Consider the following 14246-nt stretch of genomic DNA (forward strand, 5'->3'; position numbering starts at 1 on the left):
CGGGCGGCCGGGCCGCGGCGGCGGGCAGCGCGGGCACCAGGGCCGCGCACAGGGCGGCCGCGACGACGGCGGTCGCCGTTCTGCGTGCGGGCACGCGCGGGTACGGACGTTTCACTCGGACTCTCCTCGCAGGGGTACGGGGGTGTGCGGGGCCGGACGGGCCGCTGGGGGACGGCCCGTCCGGCGGGTGGGTGGCTCGCTGGGGGCGCGGGTCAGCCGCGCCAGACGTCCGAGGTCAGCGTGACCTTGCCGGAGGACGGCACCGTGGCCGTGCGGTTGGCGCCGCTCTCCCACGTGACGTTGCCGTTGGCGTCCTTGCGGACGTACTTGTACTCGAAGGTGGTGCCGGCGGGGAGGCTGACGTCGAGCTTCCAGACCGGGTACGTCGCCGGGTCGAGCTTCAGCGCGCCGGCGGGGTTCCAGTTGCCGAGGGCGGACTGGTTGCCGGTGACGTAGATGTTCTGGCCGAGCTGGGTGGTGGCGTTGACGCCGAAGGAGGCGCCGGAGGTGCCGGTCCCGGTGCCGGGGTCCGTTCCGGGGTCGGTGCCGGGGTCGGTGGAGCCGCCGCCGCAGGTGCGGGCGCCGGTGTGCAGGGCCAGGGCGGTGTTGGCGGCGAGGGTGGCGGTGAACTGGCCGGAGCCGTTGACCGTGACGCCCTTGCCGGACTGGATGTCGCAGTAGTCGCCGGCGGGCAGCGAGGTCTGGAACGTCCGGGTCAGCGAGGAGCCCTCGTGGTTGATCGCGACGTACGCCTTGGAGCCGCGGCCGAACGCGATCTGGTCGCCGCCGTTGTCCCACCAGTTGACGACGGCCTGACCGCGCGCGGTGTTGCGGAAGCCGACCATGGAGGAGATCTCGCGCCAGGCGTGCTGGCACTTCCAGCCGTCGGTGTAGCAGGCGTTCACGGTGCCGCCGTTCGGCGGGCCGGCGTCCTTGTCGGACCACTCGTAGCCGGAGTGGACGTCGGGCGAGCCGTAGGGCCAGGCGAGCATGAACACGCTGGCGAGCGTGTAGTCGGCGCCGTCCTTGTAGTTCAGCGTCTCGCCGTTGCGCTCGGTGTCGTGGTTGTCGACGAACACCCCGGCCTTGGAGGAGGGCATGAAGCCCCAGCCCTCGCCGAAGTTCTTCAGGTAGGCGAGGTTCTCGTTCTTGAAGACCTGCTTCAGGCTGCGGGCGTAGCGGAACTCCTGGACGTCGCCGTTGCCGGCGTACTCGTCGGGCGAGACGGCCTCGCCGGCGCCGTAGATCGCCTCCTGCTTCCAGTAGGCGTTCGGGTCGGTCAGCCGGGACTTGATGTTGGCCAGGTCGCCGGCGGGCATGTGCTTGGCCGCGTCGATGCGGAAGCCGTCGACGCCGAGCGAGAGCAGGTCGTTGAGGTAGCCGGCGATCTTGCCGCGTACGTAGTCCTCGCCGGTGTCCAGGTCGGCGAGGCCGACCAGCTCGCAGTTCTGCACGTTGCCGCGGTTGCCGTAGTTGTCGATCTTCGACTGGCAGTCGTTCATGTCGTTGACCGAGTACAGGCCGGGGTAGTTGTACTTGGTGTACGACGACCCGCCGGTGCCGGTGCCGGAGCCGGACGTCATGTGGTTGATGACCGAGTCCGCGACGACCTTCACCCCTGCGGCGTGGCAGGTGTCGATCATGCGGGCGAAGGCGGCGCGGTCGCCGAGCCGGCCGGCGATCTTGTAGCTGACCGGCTGGTACGAGGTCCACCACTCGCCGCCCTGGATGTGCTCCTGCGGGGGCGAGACCTGGACGAAGCCGTAGCCGGCCGGGCCGAGGGTGTCCGTGCACGCCTTGGCGACCGAGTCGAACTTCCACTCGAAGAGGACGGCGGTGACGTCCTTGGTGCCGGGGGCGGATGCCGAGGCCGTCGTGGTGGGGACCACGAGGGCGGCGGCTCCCGCGACGAGGGCGAGCGCGGCAGACAGGGGTCTGCTGGCCATGTTTTCCTCCTGCTGTGGGGGAAACTGCGGGTGACGGTTCGAAGGGGCCGGTCCGGCTCGGACCGGACGGCCCGGGACGACCCGGCACCCTCAGCCCCTGCGGCAACGCGCCGTGCCCTCAAGGCTCCTGAAGGTTCTTGCTGCAAGAATGCAAACCTTGCCGCAGCGAGACCGTACGAGCCCGACAGGTCCCGGTCAACCCTTTGGACATGACCCGCTCACATCCGCGAAATACCGCAGATTTCTTCCTGCAAGGTCTTACGCAAGGTATTGCAACGCTGTTAAGTTTCTCCCGACTCCGGTCCGGCCGGCCGGGGGTTCCATGTCCCATGGACCCCACGCGCCCGGCCGGCCGGGCCGGTCACAGAACAAGAGGGGCACCGGAGGTCACACTCCCCGCCGGCCCGACCGGGCCGACTTCCGGTGCTCCTCCTGTACGCATGTCCGGGCCCGGCCGTGCGGGGTACACGAGCAGGCCGGGCACGCGAGAGGGCGGGCCGGGTACGCGGGTACGCGTGAGGGCCGGGTCCCCCCTCCGGACCCGGCCCTCCTCACGTGCGGCGCCTCACGCGCCGCGCAGTGCCGCCGTGGAGCCGCGTACGACCAGCTCGGGCTGGAAGACGTACTCGGTGCGCTGGACGGGACTGCCGCCTATCTCCTCCAGGAGCGCTCCCACCGCGGCCGCCGCCATCGCCTGGACCGGCTGGCGCACGGTGGTCAGCGGCGGGTCGGTGAACGCGATGAGCTGCGAGTCGTCGAAGCCCACCACGGACACGTCGCGCGGCACGTCGAGCCCCCGGTCCCGGGCCGCGCGGACCACGCCCAGCGCCATCAGGTCGCTGCCGCAGACGATGCCGGTGCAGCCCCGGTCGAGCAGCGCGCCGGCCGCGACCTGGCCGCCCTCGACGCTGAACAGCGTGGAGCACACCAGGAGTTCGGCCTCCGCGCGGTCCAGGCCGAGCACCGAGACCGCGGCGTCCACGAAGGCGTCCCGCTTGCGGCGGGAGGGCACGTAGCGCTGCGGCCCTATGGCCAGGCCCACCCGGGCGTGGCCGAGTTCGGCGAGGTGGCTCACCGCCATCCGCACGGCGGCGGCGTCGTCCGGCGAGACGAACGGGGCGCTGATGCGCTCGTTGTAGCCGTTGATCAGGACGAACGGCACCCCGCGCTCGCTCAGCGCGGCGTAGCGCGCCGGGTCGGCGGAGGTGTCGGCGTGCAGCCCGGACAGGAAGACGATCCCGCCGACGCCGCGTTCGACGAGCTGCTCGACGAGTTCGTCCTCGGTGGCGCCGCCAGGCAGCTGGGTGCAGAGCACCGGCGTGTAGCCGTGCCCGGCGAGCACCTGTTCCACGGACTGGGCGAACGCCGGGAAGATCGGGTTGGTCAACTCAGGAGTGACGAGTCCGATGAGCCCGGCGCTGCGCTGCCGCAGCCGGACCGGGCGTTCGTAGCCGAGGATGTCGAGCGCCGCGAGCACCCGCTGACGCGTGGTGTCCGCGACGCCCGGCTTGCCGTTGAGCACCCGGCTGACCGTGGCCTCGCTGACGGACGCCTGGCCGGCGATGTCCGACAGCCTGAGCGCACCGCCCGCGCCGGGGCCCCGCGGCAGGGGGACGGTCGTCACACCGTCCACCACACCGTGGTGTCGGCCGGCAGCTCGACCGTGTCGCCGTCGGTCTCGACCGGGGCGCTGGACAGCAGGACGGTGCCCGGTACGGGGATGCGGACCGGGGCGCCCGTGGTGTTGACGGTGCAGACGAAGCCGGGGCGGGCGAACGCCAGCAGCCCCTCGGGGGCGTCCAGCCAGCGCACGTCGGTGCCCGCGCCGAGGCCGGGGTGGGCCCGGCGGGCGGCGATCGCGGCCCGGTACAGCTCCAGGGTGGAGCCGGCCACGCCGGTCTGCGCCTCGACGCTCAGCTCGCCCCAGCCGGCCGGCTGCGGGAGCCAGCTGCCGCCCGTGCCGAAGCCGTAGCTGCTGCCCTCGCGGGTCCACGGGAGCGGGACGCGGCAGCCGTCGCGGTAGCCGTCCTGGCCCTCGGCGCGGAAGAACGACGGGTCCTGGCGGGCCTCGTCGGGCAGGTCGGTGACGTCGGGCAGGCCGAGCTCCTCGCCCTGGTAGACGTAGGCGGAGCCGGGCAGCGCCAGCATCAGCAGGGTGGCCGCGCGGGCCCGGCGCAGGCCCAGCTCGCGGTCGCCGGGGGTGCGGATCTGGGTGCCGAGGCCCGCCGGGTTGGCGAAGCGGGTGGCGTGCCGGGTGACGTCATGGTTGGAGAGCACCCAGGTGGTGGGGGCGCCGACCGGCCGCATCGCGTCGAGCGAGGTGTCGATGACCTCGCGGAGCGCGGCGGCGTCCCAGGCGGTGGCCAGGTACTGGAAGTTGAACGCCTGGTGCATCTCGTCGGGGCGCACGTAGTTGGCGGTGCGCTCGACGGTGGGCGTCCAGGCTTCGGCGACGGCGATCCGGTCCCCGGGGTACTCGTCGAGGATGGTGCGCCAGTTGCGGTAGATCTCGTGCACGCCGTCCTGGTCGAAGAACGGCATGACGTCGTTGCCGAGGAGCTTGAGCTGGTCGTGGGTGCCGAGGTCGGGCAGGCCGGCCGCCTTCACCAGGCCGTGCGCGACGTCCACCCGGAAGCCGTCGACGCCCATGTCGAGCCAGAAGCGCAGGATCGAGCGGAACTCGTCGGCGACGGCCGGGTGCTCCCAGTTGAAGTCGGGCTGCTCGGGCGCGAAGAGGTGGAGGTACCACTCGCCGGGGGTGCCGTCCGGGTTGGTGGTCCGGGTCCAGGCGGGGCCGCCGAAGATGGACTCCCAGTCGTTGGGCGGGAGTTCGCCGGCGTCGCCCTTGCCCGGGCGGAAGTGGTAGCGGTCGCGCAGGGCGGAGCCGGGGCCCTCGGCGAGCGCGCGCTTGAACCACTCGTGCTGGTCGGAGGAGTGGTTGGGCACCAGGTCGACGATGATCCGCAGGCCGAGGTCGTGGGCGTCGCGGATCAGCGCGTCGGCGTCCAGCAGGCTGCCGAACATCGGGTCGATGGCCCGGTAGTCGGCGACGTCGTAACCGGCGTCGGCCTGCGGGGACGCGTAGAACGGGCTGAGCCAGACCGCGTCGACGCCCAGCTCCTTGAGGTACGGGAGTCTGCCGCGTACGCCGGCGAGGTCGCCCATCCCGTCACCGTTGCCGTCGGCGAAGCTGCGCGGATAGACCTGGTAGATCACCGCGTCCTGCCACCAGCCGGTGGGGTGGCCCGCGGCGGCGTCGGACGTGCCGGTGGAGGGGGCAGCGAGGTGCTGGGTCATGTCGTCCCTGGGGTGTCTGGGTGGGGAGTGGCGCCGGGACCGGGTCGGGATGCCGGCGCCACGTGACGGGTGCGTGCGGGTCGTGCTCAGCCCTTGACGGCTCCGGCGGACATGCCGGTGACGAGGTGCTTCTGCGCGAACAGGAACACCAGGGCCGCGGGGATCGCGATCAGTACGGACGCGGCGGTCATCGGGCCCCACTGGGCGCCGTACCGGTTGACGAACGTCTGGAGACCGCCCGCGAGGGTGAGGTTGTCCTCGCCGACCAGGAAGGCGGAGGCGTACGCGACCTCGCCCCAGGCCGTGATGAAGGAGTAGAACGCGGTGACGGCGATGCCGGGCTTGGCCAGCGGCAGGATGAGCCGCCAGAACGTGCCGAACGGGGTGAGGCCGTCCACCTGTCCGGACTCGTCGATCTCACGCGGGATGGTGTCGAAGAAGCCTTTCATCATCCAGGCGCAGAACGGCACCGAGATGGTGAGGTAGGTGATGACCAGGCCGGACGGCTTGTTGAGCAGTCCCATGCTCGCCATGATGTTGTAGATCGGCACGATGAGGACGGCGACCGGGAACATCTGGGTGATCAGCAGCGTCCACATCAGCCCGCGCTTGCCGGGGAACCGGAAGCGGCTGACGGCGTAGCCGGTGGAGGCCGAGATGATCACGCCGGCCAGGGTGGTGAGGCCCGCGACGATCAGCGAGTTGCCGAACCAGGTCAGGAACTTCGTGTTCTCGATGAGGTTCGTGTAGTTCTCGAACGTCGTGTCCTTGAAGAAGTCCGTCGTGGTGGCGTACTCGGCGGGCTTCAGCGAGGTGAGCAGGACCCACAGCACGGGGAAGACGGCGATCACCGACATGACGATCAGCGTCAGGTGCAGTGCCGTGGAGGCCAGCGGCGAACGCTCGCCGCGCAGCCGGACCTTGCTGGGGCGGGGCGCGGAGTGCCGCGCGGTGGAGGTCGGTGCGGTGGTCACCAGTCGTCTCCCTGCGTGCGGAGGACTCGCCGGTAGATCGCGGCGAAGACCATCAGAAGAACGAGGATCAGCACGCCCCAGGTGGAGGACTGGGCGAAGTCGCGCGGGCTGATCTCGAAGGAGAACTTGTACGCCTGGGTGACCAGGATCTGGGTGGCTTCGCCGGGTCCGCCGCCGGTGAGCAGGAAGATCACCGGGAACATGTTGAAGGTCCAGATGGTGGAGAGCAGAACCACGGTCGTGGAGACCGGGCGCAGTCCCGGCATGGTGACGTGACGGAAGCGCTGCCACGCGCTGGCGCCGTCCATCTCAGCGGCCTCGTACTGCTCGCTGGGGATGGACTGGAGGCCGCCGAGGAGGGCGACCATCATGAACGGCACACCGAGCCAGACGTTGACGATGATGACGGAGACCTTGGCCAGGGTGGGGTCACCGAGCCAGTCGATGCCGTCGATGCCGCCCCCGGAGAGGATCTTGTTGAGCAGCCCGCGGTCCTCGTTGTAGAGGAAGCGCCAGGCGAAGACGGAGACGAAGCCGGGAATGGCCCAGGGAAGGATCAGCGCCATCCGGTAGAAGGACCGGCCGGCGATCCTCCGGTTGAGGATGTTGGCGAGTGCCAGCCCCAGCGCGAAGGTGATGGCCACGCAGGAGACCGTCCACACCAGGGTCCACCAGAGCGTGCCGAGGAACTGCCCGCCGGTGAGCGCTTCGGTGTAGTTGTCCAGGCCCACGAACTTGTACGTGGCGGGCATGTGGTTGACACCGATGGACCGGGCCACGTTGCGCTCGTTGGCGTCGGTCAGCGACAGGTAGATGCCGCGGACCAGCGGGTAACCGATGATCACACCGATGACGATGATCACCGGGGCCACCATCGCCCAGGCGTACCAGTGCGTCGACAGCGCCCGCCGGAGCCGTCCCGGCGGCGGGGGGTTACCAGTACCGCGGCTCCGGCCGCGGGCGCTCTCGTCGCCCGCGGCCTTCACCACCGACTGGCTGGTGTGGACAGCCATCAGCCGGCCTGCCTTCCTGAGTTACTTCCAGCCCTTGAGGAGCTTGCGGTAGGAGTCGCCGGTCGCCTTGACCGCCTTCTCCGGAGTCGTCTGACCGGTGAGGACCTTGGTGTACTCGGTCACCAGCGGCGCGAAGAGGCTGCCGGTCTCCGGAATCCAGGGGCGCTCGACGGCGCTCTCGACGACCGGCTTGAAGAAGCCGACGATCTCGTTGTCGACGACCGACTCCTCGGCGTAGGCGGAGGTGCGGGTCGGCAGGAGGTTGAGCTCCTTGGTGACCTGGGCCTGCGTCTTGACGGAGGTCATGTAGTCGACGAAGGCGTAGGAGGCGTCCAGGTTCTTGGACCCGGCGTAGACGGCCAGGTTGTGACCGCCCTGCGGGGCGCCCTGGGCGGCGGAGCCGGCCGGGACCGGGGCGACGCCCAGGTTGGCCTTGTCCTTGAACTCCTTGCCGGTGTAGGTGTCGGCGACGGCCCACGGGCCGTTGATCATCATCGCGACGTCGCCGTTCTTGAACGACGCCTGCATGTTCTCCCAGCCGTCCGTGGCGTCCGTCTTGGCGGCACCCGAGTCGACCAGGTCCTTGACGACCTTCATCGCCTTGACGCCGGCCGCGTCGTCGATGGTGACGGCCTTGTCGGCGGCGTTGACCATGTCGCCGCCCTCGCCGTACAGGAAGGACAGGAACCAGTACGCGTCGTCGCCGCGCAGGTAGAAGCCGGTCTTACCCGTCTTCTCCTTGATCTTCTTGGAGACGGTCTTCAGCTCGTCGACGGTGGTGGGCACCTTGACGCCGGCCTCCTTGAACATCTTCTTGTTGTAGAAGATGCCCATGGAGTCGATCACCTGCGGCACCGCGTACGTCTTGCCGTTGTACTTGGTGGACGCGGCGGCCTGCTTCAGGAAGTCGTCCTGCTTCTGCAGGGCGGGGGTGCCGTCCAGCGGGGCCAGGTAACCGAGGTCCGCGAACTCGGGGGTCCACGCCACCTCGGAGCGGATCACGTCGGGGGCGCCGGAGCCCGCCTGCGCCGCGTTCTTGAACTTGTTCTGCGCGTCACCGAAGGGCACGTTGACGTACTTGACGTCGACCTTCGGGTGCAGCTTCTCGAAGCCCTCGGCGATCTTCTTGAAGACCTTGTCCTCGCTGCCCGCCGTGGAGGTGTCCCACCACGTCACGGTGCCGGAGAGCTCGCCCGAGCTCTTGGAACCGCTGTCGGACTTCTCGTCATCACTGCCGCAGGCGGTCGCCGCGAGCGCCAGGGCCGCGACCAGGGCGGTGGCCGTTATGCCACGTCGCATCTGAACTCCTTCAACTGCCGTACCGCTCCGTCGCGGCGCCGGGTCGACGTGAACGTAACAAGGATGAAAGACGACCGAAAGAGTTTGCGGAAGATTTCTGCAAGCTCCGGCGATCGTTACATTGGCGTGTCCGCAAGGTTGCCGTCAAGCCACTTGACGAAACTGCTCGCCCCCTGGCACATAAGGCCGCCGCCCCTGATTCCGCAGTGCGACGATCTGACCGCAGTCGGCAAACCCGGCCCGCAAAGCCTTGCAAGATGTTGCCGTCGGCTGCCACGAGCAGCGGCTCCGGACCGGGCGGGGGGCGCGAAGCGGCGCGGGCCGGGCGGGCGGACGGCGCCCGAGCCCCTGACCTGGTGGGCAATCCGACCCGCTCCCGGTACAGTCCCTTGCCATGACCGCACGGCTTGCCGATATCGCAACTCAGGCGGGGGTCAGCGAAGCGACGGTCAGCCGCGTACTGAACGGCAAGCCCGGTGTAGCCGCTGCCACCCGCGAATCCGTCCTCGCCGCGCTCGACGTCCTCGGCTACGAACGCCCCGTCCGTCTGCGCAGGCGCAGCGCGGGACTCGTCGGTCTGATCACGCCGGAGCTGGAGAACCCGATCTTCCCGGCGCTCGCCCAGGTCATCGGGCAGGCGCTGACCCGGCAGGGCTACACGCCGGTCCTCGCGACGCAGACGCCGGGCGGCTCCACCGAGGACGAGCTGACCGAGATGCTGGTGGACCGGGGCGTCTCCGGGATCATCTTCGTCTCCGGGCTGCACGCCGACACCTCCGCCGACATGGGGCGCTACGAGCAACTGCGCGCCAAGGGCGTGCCCTTCGTCCTGGTCAACGGTTTCTCGCCCAAGGTGCAGGCGCCCTTCATCTCCCCCGACGACCGGGCCGCGATGCGGCTGGCGGTGACGCACCTGGTGTCGCTGGGGCACAGCCGGATCGGCCTGGCGGTCGGCCCGAAGCGGTTCGTGCCGGTGCTGCGCAAGATCGAGGGCTTCCACGCCACGATGCGCGAGCAGTTGGGCCTGTCGGCCGATGAGGTCGAGGAGTTGATCCAGCACTCCCTGTACACGCTGGAGGGCGGCCAGGCCGCCGCGTCCGCGCTGATGGAGCGGGGCTGCACGGCGGTGGTGTGCGCGAGCGACATGATGGCGCTGGGCGCGATCAGGGCCGCCCGCCGGCTCTCCCACGAGGTCCCGCGCGACCTGTCCGTCGTGGGGTACGACGACTCGCCGCTCATAGCGTTCACCGATCCGCCGCTGACCACGATCCGCCAGCCGGTCACGGCGATGGGCCAGGCCGCCGTGCGCACGCTCCTGGAGGAGATCGGCGGCACACCCGCCCCGCACAGCGAGTTCGTCTTCATGCCGGAGCTGGTGGTACGCGGCTCCACCGCCGCGGGCCCCGGCCCGGACCCGGCCGCCACCGCCGCGGCGACCCTTCCAGCATCGCACGCGGACGCGTAGCCGGCCCGCCGCCCCGGACCCCACCCCGATCCACCCCGCCCGCCCCGTGCGGGCCTTCGGCATGCCCGCGCGCGGCCACCGGAGGTGCAACCCGCGCCCCGCCGGAGGATCATCGGGCAGAGAGGGCAAATCTGGCAGACTCTGTGCCTATGGGTGAATTGAGCGTGAAACGACAGGAAGGCCGCACGGAGGCCACCCCGTCACCCATCGTGAACGAGGCGGCTCCCGAGGCGGACACCAAGCAGTCCGGTCGCACACACGGGCTCGGCAGAGCACTCGACAGACCACTCGCTCACGCCGTGTCCCGGCTGCGTTCCCCCCGGTCGCCCCGGCGGCCCCGTCTCTGGTTCGAAATCCTGCTCGTGGCGGTGAGTTACTGGCTGTACTCGCTGGTGCGCAACGCGGTGCCCGAGCAGCGGGCCGCCGCCCTGGCCAACGCCGACTGGCTGTGGTCGGTCGAACGGTTCCTGGGCATCGCGGTCGAGCAGTCGGTCAACCACGCGGTGAACTCGGTGACATGGCTCATCGTGTCGATGAACTACTACTACGCGACCCTGCACTTCGTGGTCACGATCACCGTGCTCATCTGGCTGTTCCGCCGGCATCCGGGCCGGTACGCGGCGGCCCGGCTGGCCCTGTTCGCCACCACCGGTGTCGCGCTGGCCGGCTACTACCTCTACCCGCTGGCCCCACCCCGCCTGATGAACGGCGGCGGCTTCGTCGACACCGTCCTGGTGCACCAGACCTGGGGTTCGATGGCGTCGGGCAACTTCAAGAACATGTCCAACCAGTACGCGGCGATGCCGTCGATGCACATCGGCTGGTCCCTGTGGTGCGGCCTGACCGTCTTCGCCCTGGCCTCGGTCCCCTGGGTCCGCGTCCTGGGGCTGCTCTACCCCGCGCTCACGCTGATCGTCATCGTCGCCACGGCCAACCACTTCTGGCTGGACGCGGTGGGCGGCATGGCCTGCCTGGCGTTCGGCTACGCCGTGTCGTACGCCTGGTACGGAGCGCTGCCGCACCGGCTGCCCAGGTGGATCCCGCGTAAGGCGTCCCGCCCTCGCCTCAGCGCGTTGGGGGCGCGGCCCCGCCGCGAGCCCGCGGTAGGAGCACGCCCCTCAGGCGACTGAGAGGAGCGGGGTGCGGGGCTGGGCCCCGCACAGGCTCACCCCCCGTAGAACCGCTCCTCGACCACACCCCGCGCCCGCCGCGTCACGCGGCGGTAGTCCTCCAGCATGTCCCCGACGTGCCCCTCCTCGTACCCCAGGTACCGCCCGACCGCGGTCAGCTCGCGCGGGACCGAGGGGAAGGTGTCCCCCGGCCTGCCGCGTACGAGCATCACCGCGTTGCGGACCCGGGTGGCCAGGACCCACGCCTCGTCCAGGGTCTGTGCGTCGTCCGCCGGGATGAGGCCGGCCTCGCGGGCGGCGGCCAGCGCGGCGCGGGTGCGGGTGGTACGCAGCCCCGGCACGGAGCGGCCGTGGCGCATCTGCATCAGCTGCACCGTCCACTCGACGTCGCTCAGCCCGCCGCGCCCCAGCTTGGTGTGCAGGGTCGGGTCCGCGCCGCGCGGCAGCCGCTCGGACTCCATGCGGGCCTTGAGCCGCCGGATCTCGCGGACCGCGTTGTCCGTCAGCCCGTCCTCCGGGTACCGCAGGGGGTCGATCAGCGCGGTGAACTCCGCGCCCAGGTCCAGGTCCCCGGCCATCGGCTCGGCCCGCAGCAGGGCCTGGCTCTCCCACCCCAGCGACCAGCGCCGGTAGTACGCCCCGTACGACTTCAGGGTGCGCACGAGCGGCCCGTTCTTGCCCTCGGGGCGCAGGTCGGGGTCGATGACGAGCGGCGGATCGGCGGTGGGCAGCTGGAGGAGCCTGCGCATCTCGGAGACCACCCGGTTCGCGGCCCGGCTCGCCTCCTGTTCGTCCACGCCCTCGCGGGGTTCGTGCACGAACAGGACGTCCGCGTCGGAGCCGTAGCCCAGCTCGTGCCCGCCGAAGCGGCCCATGCCGATGACCGCGAACCGGGTGGGCAGCGTGTCGCCCCACTCGGCGCGCACGGCGGCCCGCAGCGCCCCGGCGATGGTGACGGCGTTGAGGTCCGTGACGGCGCCGCCGACGCGGTCCACGAGGGCGCCCGGGTCGGACTCGGCCGGGCTGTCCTCCGTACCGTAGGAGCCGATCAGGTCGGCGGCCGTCGTGCGGAACAGCTCGCGCCTGCGCACCGCGCGCACCACCGCCACGGCCGTCTCCGCGTCGTCCGCGCGGCCGACCGCGGCCAGCACCTCCTGCTCCAGGTGCTCCCGGCTGCGCGGGGCCAGGCCGTGCGGGTCGCCGAGGATGGAGACGGCCTCCGGGGCGCGCATCAGCAGGTCGGGCGCGAGCCGGCCGGCCGACAGGACGCGCGCCAGGTTCTCCGCCGCGGCGCCCTCGTCGCGCAGCAGCCGCAGGTACCACGGGGTCTTGCCGAGCGCGTCGGACACCTTGCGGAAGCCGAGGAGCCCGGCGTCCGGGTCGGCGGAGTCCGCGAACCAGCCGAGCAGCACGGGCAGCAGGGTGCGCTGGATGGCGGCCTTGCGGGAGACCCCGGAGGACAGCGCCTCCAGGTGGCGCAGGGCGGCCGCCGGGTCCTCGTAGCCGAGGGCGACGAGCCGGGCGGTGGCGGCCGTGGTGCTGAGCCGGGACTCGCCGGGCGCGAGCTGGGCGACGGCGTCCAGGAGCGGCCGGTAGAACAGCTTCTCGTGCAGCCGCCGCACCACGGAGGCGTGCCGCCGCCAGGCCTGGTTCAGCTCGGCGATGGGGTCGGTGCGCAGGCCGAGTGAGCGGCCGAGGCGGCGCAGGTCGGGCTCCTCGTCGGGGACGAGGTGGGTGCGGCGCAGCCGGTAGAGCTGGATGCGGTGCTCCATGGCGCGCAGGAAGCGGTAGGCGTCGTCGAGCTGGACGGCGTCCACCCGGCCCACGTAGCCGCCCCGGGCGAGCGCGGCCAGCGCCTCCAGGGTGGACCCGCTGCGCAGGGAGGGGTCGCTGCGGCCGTGCACGAGCTGGAGGAGCTGGACGGCGAACTCGACGTCCCGCAGGCCGCCGGGGCCGAGCTTCAGCTCCCGGTCCACGCGGTCGGCGGGGATGGTGTCCACGACGCGGCGGCGCATCTTCTGCACGTCCGGGACGAAGTTCTCCCGGTCCGCCGCCTGCCAGACGAGCGGGGAGACGGCGTCCACGTACGCGGCGCCGAGCGCGGGGTCGCCGGCCACCGGCCGGGCCTTGAGCAGGGCCTGGAACTCCCAGGTCTTGGCCCAGCGCTGGTAGTACGCGAGGTGCGAGGAGAGCGTGCGCACGAGGGGGCCGTTGCGGCCCTCGGGGCGCAGGTTGGCGTCCACGGGCCAGATGGTGCCCTCGACGGTGGTGTCGGAGCAGATCCGCATGAGGTGGGCGGCGAGCCGGGTGGCCGCCTGCATGGCCTTGTTCTCCTCGGCGCCGTCGGCCGGCTCGGCGACGAAGATGACGTCCACGTCGGAGACGTAGTTCAGCTCGTGGCCGCCGCACTTGCCCATCGCGACGACCGCGAGCCGGCACTGCGCGGCGTCCTCGGGGGCGGCGGCGGAGGCGATGCGCTGGGCGGCCCGCAGGGTGGCGGTGGCGAGGTCGGCGAGTTCGGCGGCGACCTCGGCGACGTCGGTGGTGCCGCAGACGTCACGGGCGGCGATGGACAGCAGGCAGCGGCGGTAGCCGACGCGCAGGGCGTCCGGGTCGCCGGCCCCGGCCAGCTCGCGCTCGAACTCGGCGATGCCGGGGTGCAGGTCGGCCGCCTCGTAGGTGACGAGCGCCTGCCAGTCGCGGGGGTGGCGGGCCAGGTGGTCACCGAGCGCCTCCGACGCGCCGAGCACCCCGAGCAGCCGGTCGCGCAGGGGCTTGGCGGTGATCAGGGTGTCCAGCAGGATCTGCCGCTCCCCCGCCTCCTCCGCCTCGACCAGCCGGACCAGGCCGCGCAGGGCGAGATCGGGGTCTGCGGTGGCCCCGAGCGCTTCGAGGAGCACCGGGTCGGACCGTACGGAGGACAGGTCGGGCAGGTCGAGCAGCCGCTCGGCGGCGGACGGGTCGGTGAATCCGTGCCGCAGAAGTCGGGTGAACGTACTGCTCCTGCGCCCCGGCACCATCGTCATCCCGCGCTCTCCCGCCCGCCACCCGTACCAGCTTCCGGCTTCCGGAGTTTAGGCGGTGCGCCCGCGGGGCGGCGGGAGCGGCGGCGGTGCGGGGCG

Annotated in this window: 9 protein-coding genes; 2 read left to right on the plus strand and 7 right to left on the minus strand. The window is 71.4% G+C overall.

Annotated elements, in window-relative coordinates:
- Positions 1 to 212: 212 nt before the first annotated feature.
- The 6 genes from MHW47_RS08450 to MHW47_RS08475 all read right to left on the minus strand — a co-directional run bounded on the left by MHW47_RS08450 (position 213) and on the right by MHW47_RS08475 (position 8529).
- Positions 213 to 1946: a carbohydrate-binding module family 20 domain-containing protein gene (locus tag MHW47_RS08450; protein WP_239222011.1), complete on the minus strand. Its 1734-nt coding sequence runs from the start codon at positions 1944 to 1946 to the stop codon at positions 213 to 215.
- A gap of 565 nt (positions 1947 to 2511) precedes the next feature.
- The gene (locus MHW47_RS08455; protein ID WP_239222012.1) at positions 2512 to 3582 is read right to left on the minus strand and encodes a LacI family DNA-binding transcriptional regulator; all 1071 of its coding nucleotides are present in this window, start codon (positions 3580 to 3582) and stop codon (positions 2512 to 2514) included.
- Positions 3567 to 5243, minus strand: coding sequence for an alpha-amylase family glycosyl hydrolase (locus tag MHW47_RS08460; protein WP_239222013.1), 1677 nt, complete (start codon positions 5241 to 5243; stop codon positions 3567 to 3569). The genes MHW47_RS08455 and MHW47_RS08460 overlap by 16 nt, the downstream gene beginning before the upstream one ends.
- Before the next feature lie 86 nt (positions 5244 to 5329).
- Entirely contained in the window at positions 5330 to 6217 is an 888-nt protein-coding gene (locus MHW47_RS08465; RefSeq protein WP_239222014.1) for a sugar ABC transporter permease, read from the minus strand.
- Positions 6214 to 7230 carry a carbohydrate ABC transporter permease gene (locus tag MHW47_RS08470; RefSeq protein WP_239222015.1) on the minus strand — a complete coding sequence of 339 codons (1017 nt, stop codon included), beginning with the start codon at positions 7228 to 7230 and terminating at the stop codon, positions 6214 to 6216. The genes MHW47_RS08465 and MHW47_RS08470 overlap by 4 nt, the downstream gene beginning before the upstream one ends.
- 21 nt (positions 7231 to 7251) lie before the next feature.
- Positions 7252 to 8529 (minus strand): extracellular solute-binding protein, encoded by a 1278-nt coding sequence (locus MHW47_RS08475; protein ID WP_239222016.1) that lies wholly within the window; start codon positions 8527 to 8529, stop codon positions 7252 to 7254.
- 394 nt (positions 8530 to 8923) lie between these two features.
- Between MHW47_RS08475 and MHW47_RS08480 the strand changes: the two genes are divergently transcribed.
- A complete protein-coding gene (locus MHW47_RS08480; protein ID WP_239222017.1) occupies positions 8924 to 9994 on the plus strand; it encodes a LacI family DNA-binding transcriptional regulator in 1071 nt (356 codons plus the stop codon).
- Between the two features lie 209 nt (positions 9995 to 10203).
- Positions 10204 to 11124, plus strand: a complete 921-nt coding sequence (locus MHW47_RS08485; RefSeq protein ID WP_374230070.1) for a phosphatase PAP2 family protein — start codon at positions 10204 to 10206, stop codon at positions 11122 to 11124.
- Positions 11125 to 11159: 35 nt separating this feature from the next.
- On the opposite strand, the gene MHW47_RS08490 is transcribed toward MHW47_RS08485, so the two are convergent.
- Entirely contained in the window at positions 11160 to 14150 is a 2991-nt protein-coding gene (locus MHW47_RS08490; protein WP_239222019.1) for a bifunctional [glutamine synthetase] adenylyltransferase/[glutamine synthetase]-adenylyl-L-tyrosine phosphorylase, read from the minus strand.
- Positions 14151 to 14246: the final 96 nt, after the last annotated feature.

Source organism: Streptomyces sp. OfavH-34-F, from assembly GCF_022347745.1.
Classification (GTDB): Bacteria; Actinomycetota; Actinomycetes; order Streptomycetales; family Streptomycetaceae; genus Streptomyces.

Bases quoted from the DNA above. Each gene is read 5' to 3' on its own strand.
- MHW47_RS08450 (WP_239222011.1), bottom strand. From the start codon at position 1,946: ATGGCCAGCAGACCCCTGTCTGCCGCGCTCGCCCTCGTCGCGGGAGCC.
- MHW47_RS08460 (WP_239222013.1), bottom strand. From the start codon at position 5,243: ATGACCCAGCACCTCGCTGCCCCCTCCACCGGCACGTCCGACGCCGCC.
- MHW47_RS08470 (WP_239222015.1), bottom strand. From the start codon at position 7,230: ATGGCTGTCCACACCAGCCAGTCGGTGGTGAAGGCCGCGGGCGACGAG.
- MHW47_RS08475 (WP_239222016.1), bottom strand. From the start codon at position 8,529: ATGCGACGTGGCATAACGGCCACCGCCCTGGTCGCGGCCCTGGCGCTC.
- MHW47_RS08480 (WP_239222017.1), top strand. From the start codon at position 8,924: ATGACCGCACGGCTTGCCGATATCGCAACTCAGGCGGGGGTCAGCGAA.
- MHW47_RS08490 (WP_239222019.1), bottom strand. From the start codon at position 14,150: ATGACGATGGTGCCGGGGCGCAGGAGCAGTACGTTCACCCGACTTCTG.